The sequence below is a fragment of the Streptomyces sp. NPDC020884 genome (assembly GCF_044333935.1).
Lineage (GTDB): Bacteria > Actinomycetota > Actinomycetes > Streptomycetales > Streptomycetaceae > Streptomyces.
In genome coordinates this window covers 1,009,491-1,035,582 of the sequence record NZ_JBIRRY010000001.1, presented here as the reverse complement: position 1 = coordinate 1,035,582, position 26,092 = coordinate 1,009,491, and the positions used below count along the sequence as shown (strand labels likewise).

At 69.8% G+C, this 26,092-nt stretch carries 20 protein-coding genes and 2 tRNA genes; 19 read left to right on the top strand and 3 right to left on the bottom strand.

Annotated features, from left to right (window positions below):
• Positions 1–79: 79 nt before the first annotated feature.
• Positions 80–1,249, bottom strand: coding sequence for an acyltransferase family protein (locus ACH4UK_RS04775; RefSeq protein ID WP_398354522.1), 1,170 nt, complete (start codon positions 1,247–1,249; stop codon positions 80–82).
• A 511-nt stretch (positions 1,250–1,760) separates the two neighbouring features.
• Here ACH4UK_RS04775 and ACH4UK_RS04770 point away from each other — a divergent pair.
• Positions 1,761–1,955: a hypothetical protein gene (locus tag ACH4UK_RS04770; RefSeq protein WP_398354521.1), complete on the top strand. Its 195-nt coding sequence runs from the start codon at positions 1,761–1,763 to the stop codon at positions 1,953–1,955.
• An 81-nt stretch (positions 1,956–2,036) separates the two neighbouring features.
• Here ACH4UK_RS04770 and ACH4UK_RS04765 read toward each other — a convergent pair.
• Positions 2,037–2,110: transfer RNA gene (locus ACH4UK_RS04765), tRNA-Gly, on the bottom strand.
• Between the two features lie 189 nt (positions 2,111–2,299).
• Between ACH4UK_RS04765 and ACH4UK_RS04760 the strand changes: the two genes are divergently transcribed.
• From ACH4UK_RS04760 to clpX, 5 genes are all read left to right on the top strand, one after another.
• A tRNA-Pro gene (locus ACH4UK_RS04760) sits at positions 2,300–2,376 on the top strand.
• A gap of 150 nt (positions 2,377–2,526) precedes the next feature.
• Positions 2,527–3,936 (top strand): trigger factor, encoded by a 1,410-nt coding sequence (gene tig, locus ACH4UK_RS04755; RefSeq protein WP_398354520.1) that lies wholly within the window; start codon positions 2,527–2,529, stop codon positions 3,934–3,936.
• 321 nt (positions 3,937–4,257) lie between these two features.
• Entirely contained in the window at positions 4,258–4,863 is a 606-nt protein-coding gene (locus tag ACH4UK_RS04750) for an ATP-dependent Clp protease proteolytic subunit (protein ID WP_169808568.1), read from the top strand.
• Positions 4,864–4,945: 82 nt separating this feature from the next.
• A complete protein-coding gene (locus ACH4UK_RS04745) occupies positions 4,946–5,629 on the top strand; it encodes an ATP-dependent Clp protease proteolytic subunit (RefSeq protein ID WP_398354519.1) in 684 nt (227 codons plus the stop codon).
• 157 nt (positions 5,630–5,786) lie between these two features.
• Positions 5,787–7,085, top strand: coding sequence for an ATP-dependent Clp protease ATP-binding subunit ClpX (gene clpX / locus ACH4UK_RS04740; RefSeq protein ID WP_398354518.1), 1,299 nt, complete (start codon positions 5,787–5,789; stop codon positions 7,083–7,085).
• Between the two features lie 73 nt (positions 7,086–7,158).
• Here the strand turns inward: clpX and ACH4UK_RS04735 are convergent, their stop codons facing one another.
• Positions 7,159–8,178, bottom strand: a complete 1,020-nt coding sequence (locus ACH4UK_RS04735) for a hypothetical protein (RefSeq protein WP_398354517.1) — start codon at positions 8,176–8,178, stop codon at positions 7,159–7,161.
• A gap of 138 nt (positions 8,179–8,316) precedes the next feature.
• Between ACH4UK_RS04735 and ACH4UK_RS04730 the strand changes: the two genes are divergently transcribed.
• From ACH4UK_RS04730 to ACH4UK_RS04670, 13 genes are all read left to right on the top strand, one after another.
• Positions 8,317–10,938: a valine--tRNA ligase gene (locus tag ACH4UK_RS04730; protein ID WP_398354516.1), complete on the top strand. Its 2,622-nt coding sequence runs from the start codon at positions 8,317–8,319 to the stop codon at positions 10,936–10,938.
• Between the two features lie 123 nt (positions 10,939–11,061).
• Positions 11,062–12,585 carry a bifunctional folylpolyglutamate synthase/dihydrofolate synthase gene (locus ACH4UK_RS04725; RefSeq protein ID WP_398354515.1) on the top strand — a complete coding sequence of 508 codons (1,524 nt, stop codon included), beginning with the start codon at positions 11,062–11,064 and terminating at the stop codon, positions 12,583–12,585.
• An 8-nt stretch (positions 12,586–12,593) separates the two neighbouring features.
• Complete coding sequence (locus ACH4UK_RS04720; protein ID WP_398354514.1) at positions 12,594–12,947, top strand: DUF4233 domain-containing protein; 354 nt, start codon at positions 12,594–12,596, stop codon at positions 12,945–12,947.
• Between the two features lie 138 nt (positions 12,948–13,085).
• Positions 13,086–13,499: a nucleoside-diphosphate kinase gene (gene ndk / locus ACH4UK_RS04715; RefSeq protein ID WP_096631747.1), complete on the top strand. Its 414-nt coding sequence runs from the start codon at positions 13,086–13,088 to the stop codon at positions 13,497–13,499.
• Between the two features lie 289 nt (positions 13,500–13,788).
• The gene (locus ACH4UK_RS04710) at positions 13,789–14,808 is read left to right on the top strand and encodes a rod shape-determining protein (protein ID WP_007448937.1); all 1,020 of its coding nucleotides are present in this window, start codon (positions 13,789–13,791) and stop codon (positions 14,806–14,808) included.
• A gap of 183 nt (positions 14,809–14,991) precedes the next feature.
• Positions 14,992–16,041, top strand: a complete 1,050-nt coding sequence (gene mreC / locus ACH4UK_RS04705; RefSeq protein ID WP_398354513.1) for a rod shape-determining protein MreC — start codon at positions 14,992–14,994, stop codon at positions 16,039–16,041.
• 11 nt (positions 16,042–16,052) lie between these two features.
• Positions 16,053–16,718, top strand: coding sequence for a rod shape-determining protein MreD (gene mreD, locus ACH4UK_RS04700; RefSeq protein ID WP_398354511.1), 666 nt, complete (start codon positions 16,053–16,055; stop codon positions 16,716–16,718).
• Positions 16,715–18,934: a penicillin-binding protein 2 gene (mrdA, locus tag ACH4UK_RS04695; protein WP_398354510.1), complete on the top strand. Its 2,220-nt coding sequence runs from the start codon at positions 16,715–16,717 to the stop codon at positions 18,932–18,934. The genes mreD and mrdA overlap by 4 nt, the downstream gene beginning before the upstream one ends.
• Positions 18,934–20,127, top strand: coding sequence for a rod shape-determining protein RodA (gene rodA / locus ACH4UK_RS04690; protein ID WP_398354509.1), 1,194 nt, complete (start codon positions 18,934–18,936; stop codon positions 20,125–20,127). The genes mrdA and rodA overlap by 1 nt, the downstream gene beginning before the upstream one ends.
• Before the next feature lie 30 nt (positions 20,128–20,157).
• The gene (locus ACH4UK_RS04685; protein WP_398354508.1) at positions 20,158–21,687 is read left to right on the top strand and encodes a CHAD domain-containing protein; all 1,530 of its coding nucleotides are present in this window, start codon (positions 20,158–20,160) and stop codon (positions 21,685–21,687) included.
• Between the two features lie 52 nt (positions 21,688–21,739).
• Positions 21,740–23,668 carry a TIGR03960 family B12-binding radical SAM protein gene (locus ACH4UK_RS04680; protein ID WP_398354507.1) on the top strand — a complete coding sequence of 643 codons (1,929 nt, stop codon included), beginning with the start codon at positions 21,740–21,742 and terminating at the stop codon, positions 23,666–23,668.
• A gap of 76 nt (positions 23,669–23,744) precedes the next feature.
• Positions 23,745–25,013, top strand: a complete 1,269-nt coding sequence (locus ACH4UK_RS04675; RefSeq protein ID WP_398354506.1) for a hypothetical protein — start codon at positions 23,745–23,747, stop codon at positions 25,011–25,013.
• A gap of 121 nt (positions 25,014–25,134) precedes the next feature.
• Positions 25,135–25,917 (top strand): TIGR03936 family radical SAM-associated protein, encoded by a 783-nt coding sequence (locus ACH4UK_RS04670; RefSeq protein ID WP_398354505.1) that lies wholly within the window; start codon positions 25,135–25,137, stop codon positions 25,915–25,917.
• Positions 25,918–26,092: the final 175 nt, after the last annotated feature.

Sequence of the window (26,092 nt, the reverse complement as noted above, 5' to 3'; positions counted from 1 at the left end):
GGCCGGGCCGGCGGGTGGATCAGGGAGAACGGCGGGGAGAGAGCGGCGGGCGACCCGCGAACGGCCGGCCCGCCGGGGCTCAGCGTCCGGCGGGGTCCTTCCGGAACGCCCACTTCATGTCCGGCTCGGTGGCCCACTTCAGGGCGCGGCCGACCAGGGGGGTGCACATGAGCGTCACGGCCACCGCCGCCACGACCGAGACGACGACCAGCCCGGCCGGGTCGGAGAGCCAGGGGTAGCGGTCGAACAGGCCCGCGTACTCGGCTCCCTTGATCAGGAAGCCGTGCAGCAGATAGCCGCAGATCGTTCCGGCGCCGAGTGCCGTGAACCACCGGGCCCTGCCGGGCACCCAGGCCAGGAAGCCGATCGTCAGCGCCAGGGCGCAGCCGAACATCGCGAGCGTCATCACCGCACCCGACCACCACGGGGCGTCCATCTCCTGGGCGCTGTTGGCACGGTAGAGCCAGCCGAGCTGCATGTGCGGGGCGATCCAGTACGCGAAGAGCAGGGCGCCCGCGAACAGCGGCAGGGACAGCAGCCGCACCTCACGCCGCCTGACCAGCTGGAAGTGCTCCGGCTTCATCAGCAGGCCCAGCACGAAGAACGGCAGGAACTGCAGCACCCGCTGGAGGTCGAGGTCGTCGCCGATGTCGGGGGAGACGGAGGCGAGCATGGCGATGGCGAGGGCCACCGGCAGCGGGTGGCGGAGCGTGCGCCAGATCGGCGTGGTCACCCGCCAGATGAACAGGGCGATCAGGAACCAGGTCAGGAAGAACGGGTCGATCAGGCTGATCGACATGTCGGGCGAGTCGTCCGCGTACCGCTTGAACAGCGAATAGGCCGTTTCGAACAGCACGTACGGCACCGCGACCGAGGTGATCAGCCGCTTCACCTTGGGCGGTGTCATGTCGAACGACCGGGAGAAATAGCCGGAGATCAGGATGAAGGCCGGCATGTGGAACATGTACACGATCATGTACAGCGCCCGAGCGGCGCGGCTGCCGTCCATCACGGGTTCCCAGGCGTGTGCCACCGCGACGAGGACGATGGCCAGGTACTTCACATTGTCGAAGTAGGGATCGCGCTTCTTCGCCGCCGCGGGCGCCGGAGCGGCGGCGCCGGGCGCACCGGGCTCGGGGGTGGGCCGGGGTGCGGTGGCGGTGGTGAGCGGCTGCTCGTGTCTGGGCTCCGACTCCCGGGTCGCCGGGGGGAGCGGGGCCCTCTGAAATACGCTCGGAGCTTGGAACATCTAAGGCACCTTAGACCGGTCGATTGCCTTGCGTAAAACTGCGGGACGATATCGCGCGTTCCCCTCTATTCGAATGTGAAACCGTCGAACACCGCCCGCTATGACATGCTTGATCCCGCTTAAATGGGGCATATCGCCAGGCGGTTGACCGAAGTGAATTACGTCGCATCCCCGCCGCCAATTGGCTGTGAATGAAGTGTGGGGATGCGGAAACGATCACTGTCGCGGATATTCGGCCACGGGGATTTCACAGCCGACGCACAGGAAGGGGAGCGGGCGGCGCGCATCCCGTGCGCCCTCCGCGCACTCCCGGCGCGCGGCGGCAAGGAGCACGCGGTCCGCGCCGCCACCACGACGGCCCCGACCCGTGAAGGATGGCGGGATCCCGTCACCCCGTTCCGTCACCCGGCAGCAACCACGGGGGAGTTGGTGGCACGATGGGTGCGACGGGGCGCGCGGTGGTGCACGCTTCCGGGCCGGCAAGGCGGACCGACCGAGGGTGTGATCAGACGTGGCTATTTCACTGTCTATGGTGCTGCTGTTCGCGGTCATCCTGGTGGTAATGATCCGTGGCGGCTCGATCAAGGCCGGTCCGGCGATCGTCGCCGTGCTCTTCGGCTTCTTCCTGGCATCGACCGGCATGGCGCCGTCGATCAACAGGTTCATGGACTCGATAGCCGACACCATCAACCAGATCAGCTTCTGAGGCCGCGACTCGGCTTCCGGGACCCGCCAAAGCGCGAGGGCCGGGCCGGAGGATCATCCTCCGGCCCGGCCCTCGACTGCGTGGAGCGGGCGACGGGAATCGAACCCGCGTAGCTAGTTTGGAAGACTAGGGCTCTACCATTGAGCTACGCCCGCGAGCGTCGCACCGCAGGTCCGTGGACCGCGGCACGAAGAGCATCGTAGCGGGTCGGCGGCGGTGCCCGCACACCCGTTGTGCCGGCCGCCCGACCGGACCCGGACAGGACCCGGACCGAACCCCGTGGCACCGCTCCGTAAAGCGGCGGATCCAAGGCTCCCGTGCATGTACCCTACGTGTCGCACCGACGGGGTGTGGCGCAGCTTGGTAGCGCGTCCGCTTTGGGAGCGGAAGGTCGTCGGTTCGAATCCGGCCACCCCGACCACCAGCAAGATCGCATTGTGGGAGTCATCCCCCTTGCCGTTACTATGCAAAATGCGTGCCCGTGTGTCTGATGTACCGGGCTCGGTCCGCGAAGCCGCCACTCGGCGGCCCAGCAGAACCCCAAGAAGTCAGCCACCAAGGAGACCGAACCGTGAAGAGCGCCGTGGAGACCCTGAACCCGACTCGGGTTCGGCTCAGCATTGAGGTGCCCTTCGAGGAGCTCAAGGACAGCCTCGACGCGGCGTACAAGAAGATCAACCAGCAGGTCACGGTGAAGGGCTTCCGCAAGGGCAAGATCCCCGCCCGGGTCATCGACCAGCGGTTCGGCCGCGGTGCGGTGCTGGAGGAGGCCGTCAACGACGCCCTCCCGAAGTTCTACACCGAGGCGGTCAACGAGGGTGAGCTGAACGTCCTCGGCCAGCCCGAGGTCGACATCACCGAGCTGAAGGACGGCGAGCTGCTGGCCTTCACCGCCGAGGTTGACGTACGCCCCGAGATCGAGATCCCGGACTACTCCGGCATCGAGGTCACCGTCGACGCCCTTGAGGTCACCGACGAAGAGGTCGAGAAGGCCGTGGAGCAGCTCCGCGAGCGCTTCGCCGCCACCAACCCGGTCGAGCGCGCCGCCGCCGACGGCGACGTCGTCACGATCGACCTGGAGGCCAAGGTCGACGGCGAGGTCCTGGAGGACGGCGTGGCCGACGGTGTCTCGTACACCATCGGTTCCGGCGAGCTCCTCGACGGCATCGACGAGGCCGTGACCGGCCTGGAGGCCGGTGGCGAGGCCACCTTCGCCTCCGAGCTGAAGGGCGGCTCCGCCGAGGGCAAGGCCGCGGAGGTCACCGTCAAGGTCACCGCCGTCGCCGCCCGTGAGCTTCCCGAGCTGGACGACGACTTCGCCCAGATGGCCAGCGAGTTCGACACGCTGGAGGAGCTGAAGGCCGACAGCCGCAAGCGCCTGGAGACCACCAAGCAGTACGACCAGGCCACCCAGGCCCAGGAGCGGGTCCTGGAGGAGCTGCTGAAGCTCGCCGAGGTCCCGATCCCGGAGAAGCTGCTCGCGGACGAGGTCCAGACCCGCAAGCACAACCTGGAGCACCACCAGCTCGGTCAGATGGGTCTCGACCTCGAGAAGTACCTCGAGATCCAGGGCAAGACCCTGGAGGAGTTCGAGAACGAGACCTCCGAGCAGGCCATCAAGGGCATCAAGACCCAGTTCATCCTGGACGAGCTCGTCAACAAGGAGAAGCTGAACGTCAACCAGGAGGAGCTCACCGAGCACCTCATGCGGCGTGCTGCCTCCTCCGGCATGAGCCCCGACCAGTTCGCCCAGGCCGTCGTCGAGGGTGGCCAGGTGCCGATGCTCGTCGGCGAGGTCGCCCGCGGCAAGGCGCTCGCCGTCGTCGTCGAGGCCGCCAAGGTCGTCGACACCAACGGTGAGGTCGTCGACCTCGAGGACGAGGAGGAGGCCGCCGAGGCCGCCGCCGGGACCACGGAGACGGCCGAGGCCGCCACCGAGGACAAGGCGGAGGACAAGGCCGAGGAGAAGAACGAGGCCTGAGCCTCGCCCTGATCCCGCGGGACGGCCTCCGCGCCGACCGGCACGACGGGCCCCGGACGCTTCGCGCGTCCGGGGCCCGTCGCCATATCCCCGCCGTGTGCCGCCATCCCCGCCGTATCGCTGTGCGGCCCCGGAACCCTTGTGCGCACTGCGGACCTTGCGCTCCCAGCGAACAGTTGCGGAAGCGGGATGGCGTTGTCCCACCTGCGCGTTAGGGTCCATGAAGAGGAAGGGTGGGGCAGTGACTTCACCCGCCCGGTACGAAGACGCTGAGACGGCCGGAGCCGTCAGAGACGAGCAGGTGGATACGTGACGAATCTGATGCCCTACGCCGCCGGAGAGCCGTCCCTCGGTGGAGGCCTCGGTGACCAGGTCTACAGCCGACTGCTCGGCGAGCGCATCATCTTCCTCGGTCAGCAGGTCGACGATGACATCGCCAACAAGATCACCGCACAGCTTCTCCTCCTTGCCGCCGAGCCGGACAAGGACATCTACCTCTACATCAACAGCCCCGGTGGTTCGGTGACGGCCGGCATGGCGGTCTACGACACCATGCAGTACATCCCCAACGACGTCGTCACCATCGGCATGGGCATGGCCGCCTCCATGGGCCAGTTCCTGCTCACCGGCGGCGCCGCGGGCAAGCGCTTCGCGCTCCCGAACACCGACATCCTCATGCACCAGGGTTCGGCCGGCATCGGCGGAACGGCCTCGGACATCAAGATCCAGGCCCAGTACCTGCTCCGCACCAAGACGCGCATGGCCGAGATCACCGCCCGCCACTCCGGCCAGACCGTCGAGACGATCATCCGCGACGGCGACCGCGACCGCTGGTACACGGCGGAGGAGGCCAAGGACTACGGCCTCATCGACGAGATCATCACGGTCGCGTCGGGCATCCCGGGCGGCGGCGGCACCGGTGCCTGATCCGGTTCCCACCGGACCGGCCGCACCACACCCCGCACGCTTCCCGTACGCCGAGACCTCCAGCCCACAGAACGCCACCAGGATGGTGAACACCCACATGAACAACTACACCGGCGCCTCCGCGAGCGGCCTCTACACCGGCCCGCAGGTGGACAACCGCTACGTCGTCCCGCGCTTCGTGGAGCGCACCTCGCAGGGTGTGCGTGAGTACGACCCGTACGCGAAGCTCTTCGAGGAGCGCGTGATCTTCCTGGGCGTCCAGATCGACGACGCCTCGGCCAACGACGTCATGGCGCAGCTGCTGTGCCTGGAGTCGATGGACCCCGACCGCGACATCTCGATCTACATCAACAGCCCCGGCGGCTCGTTCACCGCGCTCACCGCGATCTACGACACGATGCAGTTCGTGAAGCCGGACATCCAGACGGTCTGCATGGGCCAGGCGGCCTCCGCCGCCGCCGTCCTGCTCGCCGCGGGCACCCCGGGCAAGCGCATGGCGCTCCCGCACGCCCGGGTGCTCATCCACCAGCCGTCCTCGCAGACGGGCCGTGAGCAGCTCTCCGACCTGGAGATCGCGGCCAACGAGATCCTTCGCATGCGCACGCAGCTGGAGGAGATGCTGGCCCGGCACTCGACGACCCCGCTGGAGAAGATCAGCGAGGACATCGAGCGCGACAAGATCCTCACGGCCGAGGACGCCCTCGCGTACGGTCTGGTCGACCAGATCGTTTCCACCCGCAAGACCACCACGGGCGCATCGCTCTGACGTCGGTCTTTCCCCTTGGCACATTCCGTTTGCACGACCACGGCCGTGTGAACCGTGCCAAGGGGGGCCCGAACGGGGGCCCAGGCAAGGTACCGTCGGATAGAGGCACCAGGAGCCGCTGAACCAGGCGGCCTCCCAGGCGAAGGGGAAGCACCTCGTGGCACGCATCGGTGATGGCGGCGACCTGCTCAAGTGCTCGTTCTGCGGAAAGAGCCAGAAGCAGGTGAAGAAGCTCATCGCGGGACCCGGTGTGTACATCTGCGACGAGTGCATCGATCTCTGCAACGAGATCATCGAGGAGGAGCTCGCGGAGACGAGCGAGGTGCGCTGGGAAGAGCTTCCCAAGCCTCGCGAGATCTACGAGTTCCTGGAGGGGTACGTCGTCGGGCAGGAGCCCGCGAAGAAGGCCCTCTCGGTCGCGGTGTACAACCACTACAAACGGGTCCAGGCCGGGGAGAACGGCGGCGGCGCCCATCGCGAGGACGCGATCGAGCTCGCCAAGTCGAACATCCTGCTGCTGGGCCCGACGGGTTCCGGCAAGACGCTGCTCGCGCAGACGCTGGCCCGGATGCTCAACGTCCCGTTCGCCATCGCGGACGCGACGGCGCTGACGGAGGCCGGCTATGTCGGCGAGGACGTCGAGAACATCCTGCTCAAGCTGATCCAGGCGGCCGACTACGACGTCAAGAAGGCCGAGACCGGGATCATCTACATCGACGAGATCGACAAGGTCGCCCGCAAGAGCGAGAACCCGTCGATCACCCGCGATGTCTCCGGCGAGGGCGTCCAGCAGGCCCTGCTGAAGATCCTGGAGGGCACCACCGCCTCCGTCCCGCCGCAGGGCGGCCGCAAGCACCCCCACCAGGAATTCATCCAGATCGACACGACGAACGTGCTGTTCATCGTGGGCGGCGCGTTCTCCGGCCTGGAGAAGATCATCGAGTCCCGGGCCGGCGCCAAGGGCATCGGCTTCGGCGCCACGATCCGCTCCAAGCGCGAGATCCAGGCGAGCGACCAGTTCCAGGAGGTCATGCCGGAGGACCTGGTGAAGTTCGGGATGATCCCGGAGTTCATCGGCCGTCTCCCCGTGCTGACCTCGGTCCACAACCTGGACCGCGAAGCGCTCCTCCAGATCCTCATCGAGCCGCGCAACGCCCTGGTCAAGCAGTACGAGCGACTCTTCGAACTCGACGGTGTGGAGCTGGAGTTCGAGCGCGAGGCGCTGGAGGCCATCGCCGACCAGGCGATCCTGCGCCAGACCGGCGCCCGCGGTCTGCGCGCGATCATGGAGGAAGTCCTCCAGTCCGTGATGTACGAGGTCCCGTCCCGCAAGGACGTCGCCCGCGTCGTCATCACCCCGGACGTCGTCCGCAACAACGTCAACCCGACGCTGGTCCCGCGCGAGCCGCGCACGATCGGCAAGAACGACGGCGGCCGGCACGAGAAGTCCGCGTAGCCGCGGACGACCCGCGTACGCCGAAGGGGCGCCCACCGGATGAACCGGTGGGCGCCCCTTCGGCGTTGAGCGATCAGATCTTGGTGCGGGAGGTGTTGTAGAGCTTGGCCGTGAGGGCGGCCACATCGTCCTGAGCCATGCCCTTGCCGGTCAGGGCGGTACTGGCGTCGGCGGCGATGACCATGCCGACGGTGCTGTAGTCGGCCCAGATGCAGACCGGCGTGATGATCTCCTTCGGCCCCTTCGCGGCGGTGCCGTCGGACTTCGAGTTGATCGTCTTGATGTCCTGGCACCTCATCAGGGCGCCGTCGAAACCGGAAGGCTTGACGTCCTCGGGGCTGCCGACGAGCGAGACCTCGTTCTCGTTGCTGCCCGAGCCCATCTTCTTCTCGGCCTCGGCGAAGAAGCCGTTGATGACCTTCGCCGGGTCCTCGACCTCGCCCCAGTAGCCCTGGAGCAGGATCATCTTCTGCGTGAGCGGGTTGTCCTCGGAACCGCCCTTGTACTGGGCGCCCGCCTGCTGCGGGTTCTTGACCCCCGCGGCCTCGGCGTCGGTCTTCGACTTGCCCGTCAGCGGGCCGGATCGCGCCGGCTGGGACGGGTCGGTCTTGTAGTCGTCCACCGCGGCGGCGGGCGTCAGCTTGTAGCCCTTGGTGGAGTCGGCCACGTCACTGTTGCTCGCGCCGCCCGATGTGAAGAAGTACACCCCGCCCGCGATGACCGCCAGCGCCACCACGGCCACGCCGACGATCAGCCCGGTCTTCTTCTTCGGCTGCTGCGGCTGCCCGTCGTACCCCGGCTGACCGCCGTACGGAGGCGCGGGCGGCTGCTGGCCGTAGGGGCCCGGCTGCTGGGCCTGGGGGTAGCCGTAGCCCTGCTGGGGCTGCTGGGGCTGCTGGGGCTGCTGCCCGTACGGGCCCGGCTGCTGCGGCGGGACGCCCTGCGGGGCCTGCTGCGGGTAACCGTAGCCGGGCTGACCCTGCGGAGGGCCCTGCGGCGGCGGGGCGCCGTACGGGCCCGGCTGCTGTCCGTACGGTCCGGGCTGGCCCTGCGGCGGCTGCCCGCCGTACGGGCCCGGCTGGTTGTAGCTCATTGCGGTGTCCCCTCCAAAATTCCTTATGCGTTGCGAACATCCTGACGGAAGCCGTCCTGACATGGGGGATCGGGCCGGACACCGTTACTGAACTAACCCGTTTCAATGCAGGACTGTGACGGCCCTAAACTGTCTCCCGTGACCGAGAACACTCAGCAGCAGCCAGCCAGCAACCCCGAACTGCCGACCTCGTACGCGCCGGCCGATGTAGAGGGGAAGCTGTACGAGCGCTGGGTAGAGCGCGGGTACTTCGAAGCCGACGAGCACAGCGACAAGCCGCCCTACAGCATCGTCATCCCGCCGCCGAACGTCACCGGATCCCTCCACCTGGGCCACGCCTTCGAGCACACCCTGATCGACGCGCTGGTCCGCCGGAAGCGGATGCAGGGCTTCGAAGCGCTGTACCAGCCGGGCATGGACCACGCCGGCATCGCCACCCAGAACGTCGTCGAGCGCGAGCTCGGCAAGGAGGGCAAGTCCCGCCACGACCTGGGCCGCGAGGCCTTCGTCGAGCGCGTCTGGCAGTGGAAGAACGAGTCCGGCGGTCAGATCTCCGGCCAGATGCGCCGCCTCGGCGAGGGCGTCGCCTGGTCCCGTGAGCGCTTCACCATGGACGAGGGCCTCTCCAAGGCCGTCCAGACCGTCTTCAAGCAGATGTTCGACGACGGGCTGATCTACCGCGCCGAGCGCATCATCAACTGGTGCCCCCGCTGTCTCACCGCGATCTCCGACATCGAGGTCGAGTACCAGGAGGACGACGGCGAGCTCGTCTCCATGACGTACGGGGAGGGGGACGAGACCATCGTCGTCGCCACCACCCGCGCCGAGACGATGCTCGGTGACACCGCCGTCGCCGTCCACCCCGACGACGAGCGCTACCGGCACCTGGTCGGCAAGCAGATCAAGCTGCCGCTGACCGACCGCACGATCCCCGTCGTCGCCGACCACCACGTCGACCCGGAGTTCGGCACCGGCGCCGTCAAGGTGACGCCCGCGCACGACCCGAACGACTTCGAGATCGGCACGCGCCACGACCTGCCGTTCATCACGGTCCTCGACGAGCGCGCGGTCATCACCGTCCCGGGCCCCTTCGAGGGGCTGGACCGCCTGGAGGCCCGTTCCGCCATCGTCGCCGCCCTGCGCGCCGAGGGCCGGATCGTCGCCGAGAAGCGGCCGTACACCCACTCCGTCGGCCACTGCTCGCGCTGCAAGACCACCATCGAGCCGCGCCTCTCCCTCCAGTGGTGGGTCAAGGTCGCCCCGCTCGCCGAGGCCGCCGGTGACGCCGTCCGCGACGGCAAGGTCAAGATCCACCCGCAGGAGATGGAGAAGCGGTACTTCGACTGGGTCGACAACCTCCACGACTGGTGCATCTCGCGTCAGCTCTGGTGGGGCCACCGCATCCCCGTCTGGTACGGCCCGAACGGCGAGGTCGTCTGCCTCGGACCGGACGACGAGGCGCCCACCGGTGAGGGCTGGACCCAGGACAGCGATGTCCTGGACACCTGGTTCTCCTCGGGCCTGTGGCCCTTCTCCACCCTCGGCTGGCCCGAACGGACCGACAGCCTCGCGAAGTTCTATCCGAACTCCGTCCTGGTCACCGGCTACGACATCCTCTTCTTCTGGGTCGCCCGGATGATGATGTTCGGCCTGTACGTCAACGACGGCGTCCCGCCGTTCGGGACCATCGTCCTGCACGGCATGGTCCGCGACGAGCACGGCAAGAAGATGTCGAAGTCCTTCGGCAACGTGGTCAACCCGCTGGACTGGATGGACAAGTACGGCTCCGACGCCCTGCGCTTCACCCTCGCGCGCGGCGCCAACCCGGGCACCGACGTGCCGATCGGCGAGGACTGGGTCCAGGGGTCGGCGAAGTTCTCCAACAAGATCTGGAACGCCACCCGCTTCGCCCTGATGAACGGCGCCACGATCGAGGGCGACCTGCCCCCGGTCGAGGAGATGTCGGTCACCGACCGCTGGATCCTGTCCCGTCTCAACAAGACGGTCGCGGACGTCGACGCCTTCTACGACGACTTCCAGTTCGCCAAGATCAGCGAGGCGCTGCGGCACTTCGCGTGGGACGAGGTCTTCGACTGGTACGTCGAGCTGTCCAAGACCACGTTCTTCGCGGGCGGCCGCCCGGCCGAGGTCTCGGGCCGGGTCCTCGGCGAGGTCCTGGACGTGATGCTGCGGCTGCTGCACCCGATCGTCCCGTTCGTCACGGAGGCGCTGTGGACCGCGCTCACCGGGCGCGAGTCCATCGTCATCGCCGAGTGGCCGGGCGACTCCGGCTTCCGCGACGACGCGGCCGAGCAGGAGATCGAGCTCGTCCAGCAGGTCGTCACCGAGGTCCGCCGCTTCCGCAACGACCAGGGACTCCAGCCCGGCCAGAAGGTCCCGGCCGAGCTGACCCTGACCGGCACGGCGCTGGCTCCGCACGAGGCGGCCATGCGCCAGCTCACCCGGCTCCAGCCCGCCGGCGACGGCTTCCACGCCACCGCGTCCCTCCCGGTCGCCGGGGTCACCGTCGCCCTGGACCTGTCCGGCACGATCGACGTGGCGGCCGAGCGCAAGCGCCTCACGAAGGACCTGGAGGCCGCGCGGAAGGAGAAGGCGCAGGCCACCGGGAAGCTCGGCAACGAGGCCTTCCTGGCCAAGGCCCCGGACAACGTGGTCGACAAGATCCGCGGCCGGCTCTCCAAGGCCGAGGCCGACATCGAGCGCATCGGCGCCCAGCTGGCGGCCCTCCCGCAGAGCTGATGTGCTGACCGCGAAGCCCCCGTGCCCCCGACCGACCGGGAGCGCGGGGGCTTCCCCGTGCCCATGGCCGCCGGTGCGCCGGGCGCTGCGTGCGATGTCCGCGCCCATCCGTAGACTGGGCCCGTGAGTAAGCCCCGCCCTTCAGACCGGCACGACGCGCCCGATCCCGACGACACCTTCGAGGAGATCGTCGACGAGGCGACCCAGCGCGACCCCGACCTGGCGGTGATCGAGGCCGGGAGCCGCACGCTGCGCACCCACTCGGGCCACCCCCAGGGCGAAGCGGTCCCCGCCCGCCCGGCCGACCCCGAGACCGACAAGGCGCTGCGCGCGGTGGAGCAGGAGCTCGCCGGACGCTGGGGCGAGACGAAGCTGGAGCCCTCCGTCACGCGCATCGCCGCACTGATGGACGTCCTCGGCGAGCCGCAGCGCGCCTACCCCTCCATCCACATCACCGGCACGAACGGCAAGACCAGCACGGCCCGCATGATCGAGGCCCTGCTCAACGCCTTCGAGCTGCGCACGGGCCGCTACACCTCCCCGCACGTCCAGTCGATCACCGAGCGGATCAGCCTGGACGGCTCGCCGATCGAGCCCGAGCGGTTCATCGAGACGTACGAGGACATCAAGCCGTACGTCGAGATGGTCGACGCCCAGCAGCCCTACCGGCTCTCCTTCTTCGAGGTCCTCACCGGCATGGCGTACGCGGCCTTCGCCGACGCGCCCGTCGACGTGGCGGTCGTCGAGGTCGGCATGGGCGGCACCTGGGACGCCACCAACGTCATCGACTCCACCGTCGCCGTCATCACCCCGATCTCGCTCGACCACACCGACCGGCTCGGCACCACGCCCGCCGAGATCGCCGGGGAGAAGGCCGGGGTCATCAAGCAGGGCGCCACGGTGATCCTGGCGCAGCAGCCGGTGGACGCCGCGCAGGTGATGCTGAAGAAGGCCGTCGAGGTGGACGCCACCGTGGCCCGCGAGGGCATGGAGTTCGGCGTCACCTCCCGCGAGGTCGCGGTCGGCGGACAGCTCCTGACGCTGCGCGGCCTGGGCGGCGAGTACACAGAGATCTTCCTCCCGCTGTACGGGGCCCACCAGGCGCACAACGCGGCCGTCGCGCTCTCCGCCGTCGAGGCGTTCTTCGGCATCGGCGCCGAGCAGGCCCGCTCCCTCGACATCGACGCGATCCGCAAGGCGTTCGCCTCGGTGCTCTCGCCCGGCAGGCTGGAGGTCGTGCGCTCCAGCCCGACCGTCGTGCTGGACGCCGCGCACAACCCGGCCGGAGCCAAGGCGGCGGCGGACGGCGTCTCCGAGGCGTTCAGCTTCTCCCGGCTGATCGGCGTGGTCGGCACGAGCGGCGACAAGGACGCCCGCGGGCTCCTGGAGGCCTTCGAGCCGATCTTCGCCGAGATCGTGGTCACTCAGAACTCCACCGCCCGCGCGATGGACGCGGACGAGCTGGCCGGTATCGCCGTCGAGGTCTTCGGCGACGACCGGGTCCAGGTCGAGCCGCGTCTCGACGACGCGCTGGAGGCGGCGATCACGCTGGCCGAGGAGGACGACGAGTACGCGGGCGCCGGGGTGCTGGTGACCGGATCCGTGATCACGGTCGGCGAAGCCCGGCTGCTGCTGGGAAGGGGCTGAGACACGGCATGCGGACGCTCTGCGCCTCGACGCTGATCGGCGAGTTCTTCGTGATCGGCTTCGCCGGGCTCGTCGCGATGAAGCTGGACGACGCCTCCATGGCCGCCGTCTGGACGGTGTGCGGCATCGGCATGGCCCTGTCCGTGCTGCTGTGCGGAATGATCACCCGGCCCGGCGGCGTCCAGCTGGGCTGGGCGCTGCAGGTCGCGCTGGTCCTCAGCGGTTTCGTGGTCCCGATGATGTTCATCCTGGGCCTGGCCTTCGGCGGCCTGTGGTGGGCCTCGATCCACTACGGCCGCAAGATCGACGAGGCCAAGGCCCGCTGGGCCGCGCAGGAAGAGGCCACCGAGGCCACGGCCTGAAGCACGGCGCGCTCACCGGGCCCCGGGCAACCCGGGGCCTGAAGGTGACCCTGGGTGAACCCGGGCGTCGATCCGTTCCCGTACCCCTGTAATCTCGCCTCACCGCACCCGTATGCCTGGCCTTGCAAGGAGCCGTACATGACTCAGCGCACTCTCGTCCTGCTCAAGCCCGACGCGGTCCGCCGTGGCCTGATCGGCGAGATCGTCGGCCGCATCGAGCGCAAGGCCGACTGGCGGATCACCGCGCTGGAGCTGCGCACCCTGGACCAGGAGACGCTGGAGCAGCACTACGGCGAGCACAAGGGCCGCCCGTTCTACGAGCCGCTCGTGGAGTTCATGGCATCCGGCCCCGTCGTCGCCCTGGTGGCCGAAGGCGAGCGGGTCATCGAGGGCGTCCGTGCCCTGGCCGGCCCCACCGACCCGATCGCCGCCGCGCCCGGGTCCATCCGCGGTGACTTCGGCACGATCACCAGGGAGAACCTCATCCACGCCTCGGACTCCGAGGAGTCCGCGGAGCGAGAACTGAAGCTTTTCTTTCCGGGACTTTCCTGACCCGATCGGCCAAACAGCGCTGTTCGCCTGGGGCGACCGAAGTAATTCGGTCGCCCCTCGGCATAGGGTTTGGGATCGCGGGAACGCATCCTTCCGACGTAACGTCACCATGGGTAGAACGGGCAGCCGTTCCGCCCACTATGGCGAAGGACCCTCGCGCTGTGTCCGTGCATGCGGCACTACGATGGAAGCTTCCACGCCCGCAGCGCCAACCTCGCCTACCAGAACAAGCCAACTTCGCTTCTTTGGGAAGGCCCGACGCATCCTCATGGGGAACAAGGGGAACTCAATGTCGTTCATCGGCCGTGACATGGCTATCGACCTCGGGACTGCCAACACGCTGGTGTACGTCAGGGGGCGCGGCATCGTCCTGAACGAGCCGTCCGTCGTGGCCATCAACACCAACACCGGCGGAATTCTGGCGGTCGGCTCCGAGGCCAAGAAGATGATCGGGCGCACGCCGGGCAACATCGTTGCCGTGCGTCCGCTGAAGGACGGCGTGATCGCCGACTTCGAGATCACCGAGCGGATGCTCCGCTACTTCATCCTCAAGATCCACAAGCGCCGCTACCTGGCCCGCCCCCGTGTCGTCGTCTGCGTGCCCTCCGGTATCACCGGAGTCGAGCGCCGCGCCGTCATCGAGGCGTCCACGCAGGCCGGCGCGCGCCAGGTGCACATCATCGAGGAGCCCATGGCCGCGGCCATCGGCTCCGGCCTGCCGGTCCACGAGGCCACCGGGAACATGGTCGTCGACATCGGCGGCGGGACCACCGAGGTCGCGGTGATCTCGCTCGGCGGGATCGTCACCGCCCAGTCGATCCGGACCGCCGGTGACGAGCTGGACAACGCGATCATCCAGCACATCAAGAAGGAGTACTCGCTCCTCCTCGGTGAGCGGACCGCCGAACAGATCAAGATCACCATTGGTTCGGCGTTCGACCTGGAGAAGGACGAGCACACCGAGATCCGCGGCCGCGACCTGGTCTCCGGGCTGCCCAAGACGGTCGTCATCTCGGCCGCCGAGGTCCGCAAGGCCATCGAGGAGCCGGTCAACGCGATCGTCGACGCCGTGAAGACGACGCTCGACAAGTGCCCGCCCGAGCTGTCCGGCGACGTCATGGACCGCGGCATCGTCCTCACCGGCGGCGGCGCGCTGCTGCGCGGTCTGGACGAGCGGCTGCGCCACGAGACGGGCATGCCGATCCACATCGCCGAGGACCCCCTGGACTCGGTGGCGCTCGGCTCCGGCAAGTGCGTCGAGGAGTTCGAGGCGCTCCAGCAGGTGCTGGACGCCCAGCCCCGTCGTTAGCCAGGCGGTGTCCTGCGGGACACACCCGATCCGGCGAGCGGACGCACCCGCTCCGCCCGCCGGATCGTTGATATAGATCGTTGCTGTACGCGTACGGACGCAGAGACACACTGACGCCGATACCCGTACGGAGACGTACACACAGGCACGAACATTCCGACGAGGAAGGCACGGCCGCCGCACGTGAGGGACACACGAGAGAGCCGGCTGCTCCTGGTGCTGCTGATCGCCATCGCATTCGCCCTGATCACGGTGGATATCCGAGGCGGCGAGGAGTCACCGGTCGACGGCGCGCGGCAGGCCGCGGCCACCGTCTTCGGGCCGGTCGAGAACGGCGTCGCGGCAGCGGTCGACCCGGTGGGCAACGCCATAGGCGCGGTACGGGACTCCGGCAACCGGCACGACCGGATCTCCGCCCTGGAGCAGGAGAACGCCGCGCTGAAGGCCAAGCTGGGCAGCGACGACCGCACCAACAGCCGGGTCCGTCAGCTCGACGCCATGCTGAAGAACGCGGGCGCCGGTCAGTACGGCATCAAGGGCGCCGAGGTCATCGCCATAGGAGCGGCCCAGGGCTTCTCCTGGACGATCACCATCGACGCCGGGTCGGACGACGGCATCCGCCGCGACATGACCGTCCTCAACGGGGAGGGGCTGGTCGGCCGGGTCACCACCGTCGGCCCCGGCACCGCGACGGTCCTGCTCGCCAACGACCCCGATTTCACCGTCGGCACCCGGATGGAGAAGACCGACGAGCTCGGCTTCGCCACCGGCCAGGGCTCGCGCCCGCTGTCGGTCCAGTTCCTCAACGGCAAGGCCAAGGTGAAGGCCGGCGACCGGCTCGTCACCTTCGGCTCCAGCAAGGACAAGCCCTTCGTGCCCGGCGTCCCGGTCGGCGAGGTCGTCCGCGTCGACCCCTCGGGCGGCGAGCTGACCCGGACCGTCTATGTGAAGCCGTACGTCGGGTTCACCAAGCTCGACATCGTCGGCGTCGTCGTCCAGGCCCCCCGCCAGGACCCGCGCGACACGGTGCTGCCCAAGCAGCCCGTGAAGGCGAAGCCGAAGCCGACCCCCACGGTCACCGTCACCGTCCAGCCCAACGGGGACCTGGTCGACGGCTCCGGCAAGGTCGTCGGCAACATCAACGAGAAGCCGGGCGACGACGCCGGTGGCACGGCGGGCGACCAGCAGGGCGACGCCCAGCAACCCGACAACGCGGCCAACGACCAGGAGTAGAGCTGATCCCCATGCGCATCAACCGGACTCTGCTCTCCATCACCCTGGTCGTCGTCGCCCTGGTCGTCCAGGTCTCCGTCCTCGCACGCCTCCAGCTCCCCGGCGCCGTCCCCGACCTGCTGCTGCTCACCGTCCTCGGACTCGCCTTCGTGTACGGGCCCGTCAGCGGCTCGCTGATCGGTTTCGGCGCGGGGCTCCTCGCGGACCTCGCACCGCCCGCCGACCACGCCGCCGGGCGCTACGCCCTGGTGCTCTGCGTCATCGGCTACCTCGCGGGCCTGGCCCGGCCGGAGAACGGGCAGCTGAAGTCGGCCTTCGCCCCGATGGCCGTGGTCGTCGCCGCCGCGATCGGTTCGACCCTGCTGTACGCGGGCGTCGGCGCGCTCGTCGGCGACACGGCCGCCCGCCATGTGGGCCTGGGCAGCCTGCTGTTCACGGCGGCGATCTACGACCTGCTGCTGGCGCCCTTCACGGTGCCGCTCATCATGGCGCTGGCCAGACGCACCGAGAACGACCCGCTCGCCGAGGCCTCGTCCGGCGGCAGCGACGTCGCCGCCGGCTGGCTCGCCTCGGGCACCGGTCTGCGGATCGGCAACCAGCGCGGCGGCCTGCGGGTCAAGGCCGCCCGCAACCGCGCCGCCCGCGCGGGCAGGATCAAGGGGGTCAAGCGACTGTGAGCAACATTCCCGAGACCGGGCGGACCCAGCGGGTCCAGATCCGGCTCATCGTCATCCAGGTACTGGTCTTCTCGCTGCTGCTCACCCTCGGCGGGCGCCTGTGGTACCTCCAGATCCGCAACGGCGACGAGTACACCGCCGAAGCGGCGGGCAACGGAGTGCAGCAGGTCGTCCAGCCCGCCGTGCGCGGCTCGATCCTCGACGCCCGGGGCGTACCGCTCGCCGACAACGAGACCCGGCTCGTCGTCTCCGCCAGCCGCACCGAGCTGCTGAAGATGAAGGACGACGGCGTCGGCGTCCTCACCCGGCTCGCCGACGTCCTGGACATGAAGGCCCAGGACGTCCGGGACAAGGTCCGCCTCTGCGACTCCAAGACCCCCCAGCCCTGCTGGAACGGCTCGCCCTACCAGCCGATCCCGGTCACCGACGAGGCCACCACCCAGCAGGCCCTCCAGATCCGCGAGCGCGCCGAGGACTTCCCCGGCATCACCGCCGAACCCACCGCCGTACGCCGCTACGCCGCACCCGGCAAGGCGAAGACCGCGCAGGTCCTCGGCTACCTCTCGCCGGTCACCGACGACGAGATCCAGAAGGCCCAGGACGGCCCGTCGCCCTACCTCCGCTCCGACCAGGTCGGCCGCTCCGGACTGGAGCGCACCTACGACAAGGAGCTGCGCGGCAAGGCCGGCGTCACCCGCTACGAGGTCGACAACCTCGGCCGCGTCATGGGCGAGGCGGAGAACGACCCGGCGGTGTCCGGCTCCAGCCTCGTCACCAGCCTCGACGCCCGGGTCCAGGCGGTCGCCGAGCACGAGCTCGCCGCCGCGATGAAGCTGGTCCGGGGCGAGACCGACAAGATCACCGGCCGGAAGTACGAGGCCGACTCGGGCGCGGTCGTCGTCATGGAGTCCAAGACGGGCCGCGTCGTCTCGATGGCCTCCCAGCCCGACTACGACCCCAACGACTGGGTCGGCGGCATCTCCGGCAAGCAGTACGCCAAGCTGACGAGCAAGAAGTCCAACTACCCGCTGCTCAACCGGGGCATCCAGGGCCAGGCGCCCGCCGGCTCGATCTTCAAGGTGGTGTCGGCGAGCGCCGCCGTGCGCGGCGGCCACGCCTTCAACGACCTCTACGAGTGCAGCAGCTCCTACAGCCTCGGCAACCAGACCTTCGCGAACTTCGAGTCCCAGGGCCACGGCCCCATCACCCTCGGCGACGCGCTCAAGTACTCCTGCAACACCGTCTTCTACCGCCTCGGCCACGAGGAGTGGGTGCGTGACGGCGGCATAAAGCCGAAGAAGGACGCCAAGAACTGGTTCTACCGCACCGCCCGCGACTTCGGGCTCGGCGCCGAGACCGGCATCGACCTGCCCAACGAGGTCAAGGGCCGCATCCCCGACCGCCAGTGGAAGCAGGACTTCTGGAAGGCGAACAAGGACTCCTGGTGCAAGGAGGGGAAGAAGGGCGGCACCTACGTCCAGCAGATCGCTTACGAGAGCTGCCTCGAAGGCAACCAGCTCAAGGCCTACGACAGCATCAACTACGCGATCGGCCAGGGCGACGTCCTGGTCACCCCCATCCAGATGGCCACCGCCTACGCCGCCATCAGCAACGGCGGCACCATCCACGCGCCCAGCGTCGGCAAGGCCGTGATCAGCCCCGACGGCAAGAGCGTCCAGGAGATCAAGCCCGAGGTCAGCGGCAAGCTGCCGGTCAACGCCCAGACCATCAAGGACCTCGACAAGGGCCTGCGCTCGGTGGTCGAGGGCGGCACCGCGGCCTGGCGGTTCGGCGGCTGGCCGCAGGACAAGATCCCGATGCGCGCCAAGACCGGCACCGCCCAGGTGTACGGCAAGCAGACCACCGCGTGGTTCGCGACCTACACCGACGACTACACGATCGTCATGACGATCTCCCAGGGCGGCACCGGCTCCGGCGCCGCCGGGCCCGCCGTCCGCAAGATCTACGACGCGCTCTACGGCCTGGACGCCGAGGGCAACCAGGACCTGAAGAGGGCCCTGCTGCCCAAGCCCCAGAAGGCGCTGCCGAAGATCCAGCCCGACGGCTCGATCTACGCCCCGAAGGTCAAGCCCTACGACCCCACCCCGGTCGAGCCGGAAGGACCGCCGGTGGAGCCGGAAGAGCAACTGCCCACGCAGCCCGCGGGCCAGCCGGGACTCACCGGATCACCGGCGGCGGCGGGGAGGCAGCCCTGATGGCAGGTGGATTCTCCGTCTCCCGGTACGCCCCCGATCGGGGCTCCTGGGCCAAGCTGACCGCCCGTGACTCGCTCGTACGGCGGCTGGACTGGCCGCTGCTCGGGGCCGCTCTCGCGCTGTCCTTCCTCGGCTCGCTGCTCGTGTGGTCCGCGACCCGCAACCGCGACCACCTCACCCAGGGCGACCCGTACTTCTTCCTGCTGAGGCACGCCCTCAACACCGGCATCGGCCTCGCCCTGATGATCGGCACGATCTGGCTCGGCCACCGCACACTGCGCGGGGCCGTCCCGGTCCTCTACGGCATCTCGGTGCTGCTGGTCCTGGCGGTCCTCACCCCGCTCGGCACCACCGTCAACGGCGCCCACGCGTGGATCAAGCTCCCCGCCGGCTTCTCGATCCAGCCCTCCGAGTTCACCAAGATCACCATCATTCTGGTGATGGCGATGCTGCTGGCCGCCCGCGTCGACGCGGGCGACCAGGCGCACCCCGACCACCGCACCGTCGCCAAGGCGCTGGGCCTCGCGGCCATCCCCATGGCCATCGTCATGCTGATGCCGGACCTCGGCTCGGTGATGGTCATGGCCGTCATCGTCCTCGGCATCCTGCTGGCCTCCGGCGCCTCCAACCGCTGGGTCTTCGGCCTCATCGGCGCGGGCGCGGGCGGAGCCGTCTCCATCTGGCAGCTCGGCCTCCTGGACGACTACCAGATCGCCCGCTTCGCCGCCTTCGCCAACCCCGCGCTCGACCCGGCGGGCGTCGGCTACAACACCAATCAGGCCCGCATCGCGATCGGCTCCGGCGGACTCACCGGCACCGGGCTCTTCGAAGGCACCCAGACCACCGGGCAGTTCGTGCCCGAGCAGCAGACCGACTTCGTCTTCACCGTCGCCGGCGAGGAGCTGGGCTTCCTCGGCGCGGGTCTGATCATCCTGCTCCTGGGCGTCGTCCTGTGGCGCGCCTGCCGGATCGCCCGCGAGACCACCGAGCTGTACGGCACCGTCGTCGCCGCCGGGATCATCGCCTGGTTCGCCTTCCAGGCCTTCGAGAACATCGGCATGACGCTCGGCATCATGCCGGTCGCCGGACTGCCGCTGCCCTTCGTCTCCTACGGAGGATCCTCGATGTTCGCCGTCTGGGTGGCGATCGGACTGCTCCAGTCGATCCGGGTACAACGGCCGATGTCCGCCTGAACCCGGGCGGCCGCGGGTAGGTGTCCGTATATGGCGGACACCAAGCGCGAGATCGAGCGGAAGTACGAAGCCACCGACGACACCCGGCTGCCCGACCTCACCAGGGCGGCCGGGGTCGCCCGGATGGTCCACCAGGGCCTGACCGAGCTGGACGCCGTCTACTACGACACCGCCGACCTCCGCCTCGCCGCCGACACCCTCACCCTGCGCCGCAGGACCGGCGGGGCCGACGAGGGCTGGCACCTGAAGTTCCCCGTCGCCACCGGCATCCGGGACGAGATCCAGGAGCCGCTCGCCGACACCCTGCCGCACCCGCTCGCCGCCCTGCTCCGCTCCCGGGTCCGCCACGCCCCGATCGCCCCCGTCGTCCGGCTGCGCTCCGCCCGCGACGTCCACCACCTCACCGCCGCCGACGGCGCCCGCCTCGCCGAGGTCAGCGTCGACCGGGTGCGCGCCGAGCGGCTCGCGGGGGAGGGGACCGGCACCACGGCCGCCTGGACCGAGATCGAGGTCGAGCTCGCCGACGGCGGCGACCCCGCCATCCTGGACGCCGTGGAGCGACGGCTGCGCAAGGCCGGGGTGCACCCCGCGCACTCCTCCTCCAAGCTCGCCCGCGCCCTCGCCGAGACGACCCCCGAAGGGCAGCGGAAGCGGCCGGGACACAAGGACCGGCCGAAGACCGCCGGCGACCACGTCCTGGCCTACGTACGCAGACAGATCCGGACGATCGTCGACCTCGACCCCGCCGTCCGCCGCGACCTGCCCGACTCCGTGCACGCGATGCGCGTCGCCACCCGACGGCTGCGCAGCACCTTCAAGACCCACCGCAGGCTCCTCGACCGCGAGGTCACCGACCCCCTCGGCGCGGAGCTCAAGTGGCTCGCCGCCGAACTCGGCGTCGACCGCGACCAGGAGGTCCTGGACGAACGCCTCGGCGCCCGCGTCGAGGCGCTGCCCGCCCCCCTGGCCCTCGGCCCGGTGCGCGGCCGGCTCCGCGCCTGGTCGGCCGCCCACCGCACCGGATCGCGCCGCCGGATCATCGGCGTACTGGACGGGAAGCGGTATCTGGACCTCCTCGACGCCCTCGACACGCTGAGCGCCGACCCGCCCCTGTGCCCCGCCGCAGGCCGCGCACCGGAGAAGGCCCTGACCCGAGCGGTGCTCAGGGACTACGACCGCCTCGCCGCCCGCGTCGGCCACGCCCTGGACCTGCCGCCCGGACCGGAGCGCGACACGGCGCTGCACGAGGCCCGCAAGGCCGCCAAGCGGGCCCGGTACGCGGGCGAGGCGGCCCGCCCCGCGCTCGGCAAGCCCGCCAAGCGCCTCACCCGACGCGTGAAGGCCGTGCAGACCGTCCTCGGCGACCACCAGGACAGCGTCGTCGCCCGCGAGGCCCTGCGCGCGCTCGCGATCCAGTCGCACGCGGCGGGAGAGACCGCGTTCACCTGGGGACTCCTCTACGGGCAGGAGGAGGCCGCCGCCGAGGCCCGGGAGCGCGAGTTGCCCGCGGTGTGGGCCCGCGCCGGCGCCCCCGGACTGCGCGCGGATCTGGGGCACTGAGTACCGGGGTACGCTGGATGGTCACCCCTGCCGGCTCACGAAGGTTCGCGAGATGTCTGCCGCATCGGTCTTCCCACAGCTCGAAGCTCTGCTCCCGCATGTGCAGAAGCCCATCCAGTACGTCGGCGGTGAGCTGAACTCCACCGTCAAGGAGTGGGACAGCTGCGACGTCCGCTGGACCCTCATGTACCCCGACGCCTACGAGGTCGGACTCCCCAACCAGGGCGTCATGATCCTTTACGAGGTGCTGAACGAACGCGAGGGCGTCCTTGCCGAGCGCACGTACAGCGTCTGGCCCGACCTCGAAGAGCTGATGCGCGAGCACAACGTGCCGCAGTTCACCGTGGACAGCCACCGCCCCGTCGGCGCGTTCGACGTCTTTGGGCTGAGTTTCGCCACCGAGCTCGGCTACACCAACATGCTCACCGCCCTGGACCTGGCGGGCATCCCGCTGGAGTCCAAGGACCGCACGGTGGACCACCCGATCGTCCTCGCGGGCGGCCATGCCGCGTTCAACCCCGAGCCGATCGCGGACTTCATCGACTGCGCGGTCGTCGGCGACGGCGAGCAGGCCGTCCTGGAGATCACCGAGATCATCCGCGCCTGGAAGGCCGAGGGCCGCCCCGGCGGCCGCGAGGAGGTGCTCTTCCGGCTCTCGAAGACCGGCGGCGTCTACGTCCCGCGCTTCTACGACGTCGAGTACCTCCCCGACGGCCGCATCGGCCGCGTCGTGCCCAACCGGTCCGGCGTGCCGTGGCGGGTCTCCAAGCACACGGTGATGGACCTCGACGAGTGGCCCTACCCCAAGCAGCCCCTCGTCCCGCTCGCGGAGACCGTGCACGAGCGGATGTCCGTGGAGATCTTCCGCGGCTGCACCCGCGGCTGCCGCTTCTGCCAGGCCGGCATGATCACGCGCCCCGTGCGGGAGCGAAGCATCACCGGCATCGGCGAGATGGTCGAGAAGGGTCTCAAGGCGACCGGCTTCGAGGAGGTCGGCCTGCTCTCGCTCTCCTCCGCCGACCACAGCGAGATCGGCGACATCGCCAAGGGCCTGGCCGACCGCTACACGGAGGACAAGGTCGGCCTCTCGCTGCCCTCGACCCGCGTCGACGCGTTCAACGTCGACCTGGCCAACGAGCTGACCCGCAACGGCCGTCGCTCCGGCCTCACCTTCGCCCCCGAGGGCGGCTCCGAGCGCATGCGCAAGGTCATCAACAAGATGGTCTCGGAGGAGGACCTGATCCGCACGGTCGCCACGGCCTACGGCAACGGCTGGCGTCAGGTGAAGCTGTACTTCATGTGCGGCCTGCCCACCGAGACCGACGAGGACGTCCTGCAGATCGGCGACATGGCGGTCAACGTCATCGCCAAGGGCCGCGAGGTCTCCGGCCAGAACGACATCCGCGCCACGGTCTCCATCGGCGGCTTCGTGCCCAAGCCGCACACCCCCTTCCAGTGGGCCCCGCAGCTCAGCGCCGAGGACACCGACGCCCGGCTGAAGAAGCTCCGGGACAAGATCCGCGGCGACAAGAAGTACGGCCGCTCCATCGGCTTCCGCTACCACGACGGCAAGCCCGGCATCGTCGAGGGCCTCCTCTCGCGCGGCGACCGCCGCGTCGGCTCCGTCATCCGCGCGGTCTACGAGTCCGGCGGCCGCTTCGACGGCTGGCGCGAGCACTTCAGCTACGACCTCTGGATGAACTGCGCCGAGAAGACGCTGCCCGAGTTCGGGGTCGACGTCGACTGGTACACCACCCGCGAGCGCACCTACGAGGAGGTCCTGCCCTGGGACCACCTCGACTCCGGCCTGGACAAGGACTGGCTCTGGGAGGACTGGCAGGACGCGCTCGACGAGACCGAGGTCGAGGACTGCCGCTGGACCCCCTGCTTCGACTGCGGCGTCTGCCCGCAGCTCGACCTGGACATCCAGATCGGCCCGACCGGCAAGAAGCTCCTGCCGCTCAGCGTGGTGAACAAGTAGCCCGCTCCATGTGACGACACGGTGACGTCAGCCCCGGTCCGGCAACCCGGACCGGGGCTGACGCGTCCTTGACGGCATGGACTACGGCAAGCACCAGGCCCCCCAGGGGTACGAGCCCGGCGAGGCCATTCTGACCACGCTGATCAGGATTCCGGTGCGGATCGTGGTCCTGGTCGTGGTGCTGCCCGTCCGGATGGTCTGGGACGTGCTCGCGGCCGGCTGGCACGCCGCCGACCGCATCCTGCTGCGCCCGCTGGGCCGGGCCCTGGCCCGGCTCCTCGACACGCTCGTGCTGACCCCGCTCGGTTGGCTGTACACCTGGGTCCTGGTCCCCCTCGGCAAGGCCGCCGCCTGGCTGGCCGTCGCCCTTCTCCTCTGGCCCTGGGTCGGCCTGTGGCGGTACGTCGTCGTCCCCGTCGCCCGCTACGGCATCGCGGCGCCGGCGGTATGGCTGTACGGAAACGTCCTCACCCCGCTGGGCCACGGACTGCGGTGGATCGGCACCGCCCTGCTCGCCCCGGCGGCGCGCGGCCTCGGGACCGGCCTGGTCCTGCTGCTGAACACGCTCGCCGTCCGGCCGGTGGCGGGCCTGTGGCGCTTCGTGATCGTCCCGGTGGTGCGCTACGGCCTGATCGTCCCGCTGGTGTGGCTGTACGAGACCGTCCTCACCCCGGTCGGCCGCGGCACGGCCTGGGTCCTGAACACGCTGTGGCGGGGGACCACCTGGGTCCTCGGCACCTTGTGGCAGGGCACGGCCTGGGTCCTCGACGTGCTGTGGCGGGGCACGGCCTGGGTCCTGGGCCAGGTCTGGCGGGGGATCGCGGCCACCGGGCGCGGCCTGGGCATCGCGGTCGCCTGGCTGGTGATGACGCTGCTCGTGGCCCCCGCCTCCTGGGCGTACCGCCGGATCCTCGCCCCGGTCGGCCGGGAGATCGCCGCCGCGTTCGAGGTCGCCTGGCGGGTCGCCGGATACGTCTCCCGGGCCGTCGGCCGGGCCCTCGCCACGATCGCCTGGTACCTCGTCGGCGCTCCCGTCTCCTGGGCGTACCGCACCGTGTGCACCCCCCTCGGCCACTTCGTGCGCGACTCCGTGTGGGCCCCGGCCCGGCGCGCCGCCGCCGAGGCGGGCCGGGCCGCCCGCGCGGCCCTCGCGACCGCCCGGGAAACCGTGCGGCAGGCCCGCCGTGACGCCTGGCGGGCGCTGGTCGGCGGCGCGGACGGCGCACGGTCGCGGGAACCGCTGGGGGTCCCTGCGCGTACTCTGGGTAGTACAACGACTGTCCCCAGCGCGGCGCAGGCGTCCGAGACCCCTCTGGTCGGCGAGAAACTCGTCAAGCAGGGGTGAGCCGGAGCGGCACCCGGGGCCACCCGAATTTCGTGGGCGGCGCGCCACCGCGCCCGCCCCGCACCGAGGAGAAGAACCACTGGGCAAGCGACAGCCCGAAGGCCCGCCGCCCGCACCGGCAGTGCAGCGCATCCGCCTGCGCTACACCAAGCGCGGCCGCCTCCGGTTCACCAGCCACCGAGACTTCCAGCGGGCCTTCGAGCGGGCACTGCGCCGCTCCGAGGTGCCGATGGCGTATTCGGCGGGCTTCACCCCCCACCCCAAGGTCTCCTACGCCAATGCCGCACCCACCGGCACGGGCAGCGAGGCGGAGTTCCTGGAGATCGCCCTCACCGAGGCGCGGGACCCCGGCGTCCTGCGCGAACTGCTCGACGACTCGCTGCCGGACGGCCTCGACATCATCGACGCGGTGGAGGCCCGCACCTCGGGCCTCGCCGAGCGGCTCACCGCCTCCGTCTGGGAGATGCGCCTGGACGGCGTCGACCCCGAGGACGTCCGCGCGGCCGTGGCCGCCTTCAACGACGCCGAGACCGTGGAGGTCCAGCGCAAGGCCAAGAACGGCATCCGGACGTTCGACGCCCGTGCCGCGGTCGCCGACCTGAGGGTCGTCGACGATCCGGCCGATAGGCCGGGCGAGCGGCCCTGTGCGATACTGCGCCTGGTTGTTCGGCACGTGACACCTGCCGTGCGACCCGACGACGTCCTGTCCGGTCTCCGAGCTGTGGCCGACCTGGCGCCGCCCGTCCCCGCTGCGGTGACGAGGCTGGCGCAGGGGCTCTTCGACGAGGAGTCCGGCACGGTGACCGACCCGCTCGCGCCCGACCGCGAGGCCGCCCCGACCGCACATTCCGCGGTCGCCGGGGCAGCCGTCGCGACGGCGCCGGAAGGTGCAGGTTCCGCGTAAGGCGGTCGTTGTAGCGCAGCCCTCCGACTCGGGAGCCACCTGGGTCGGGCCGCGCACTGACCCACAAGACTTTCGCCAGGCCGTACGCACACCGCATACGGAACCGGCGAGCCAGACATCAGTTCCCGTGCGGCGCCCGCGCCCCGGACGGCGGTATCGCACCACTGCGGACCGT

Bases quoted from the DNA above. Each gene is read 5' to 3' on its own strand.
- ACH4UK_RS04775 (WP_398354522.1), bottom strand. From the start codon at position 1,249: ATGTTCCAAGCTCCGAGCGTATTTCAGAGGGCCCCGCTCCCCCCGGCG.
- ACH4UK_RS04750 (WP_169808568.1), top strand. From the start codon at position 4,258: ATGCCCTACGCCGCCGGAGAGCCGTCCCTCGGTGGAGGCCTCGGTGAC.
- ACH4UK_RS04745 (WP_398354519.1), top strand. From the start codon at position 4,946: ATGGTGAACACCCACATGAACAACTACACCGGCGCCTCCGCGAGCGGC.
- ACH4UK_RS04735 (WP_398354517.1), bottom strand. From the start codon at position 8,178: ATGAGCTACAACCAGCCGGGCCCGTACGGCGGGCAGCCGCCGCAGGGC.
- ACH4UK_RS04720 (WP_398354514.1), top strand. From the start codon at position 12,594: ATGCGGACGCTCTGCGCCTCGACGCTGATCGGCGAGTTCTTCGTGATC.
- ndk (WP_096631747.1), top strand. From the start codon at position 13,086: ATGACTCAGCGCACTCTCGTCCTGCTCAAGCCCGACGCGGTCCGCCGT.
- ACH4UK_RS04710 (WP_007448937.1), top strand. From the start codon at position 13,789: ATGTCGTTCATCGGCCGTGACATGGCTATCGACCTCGGGACTGCCAAC.
- mreD (WP_398354511.1), top strand. From the start codon at position 16,053: ATGCGCATCAACCGGACTCTGCTCTCCATCACCCTGGTCGTCGTCGCC.
- rodA (WP_398354509.1), top strand. From the start codon at position 18,934: ATGGCAGGTGGATTCTCCGTCTCCCGGTACGCCCCCGATCGGGGCTCC.
- ACH4UK_RS04685 (WP_398354508.1), top strand. From the start codon at position 20,158: ATGGCGGACACCAAGCGCGAGATCGAGCGGAAGTACGAAGCCACCGAC.
- ACH4UK_RS04680 (WP_398354507.1), top strand. From the start codon at position 21,740: ATGTCTGCCGCATCGGTCTTCCCACAGCTCGAAGCTCTGCTCCCGCAT.
- ACH4UK_RS04675 (WP_398354506.1), top strand. From the start codon at position 23,745: ATGGACTACGGCAAGCACCAGGCCCCCCAGGGGTACGAGCCCGGCGAG.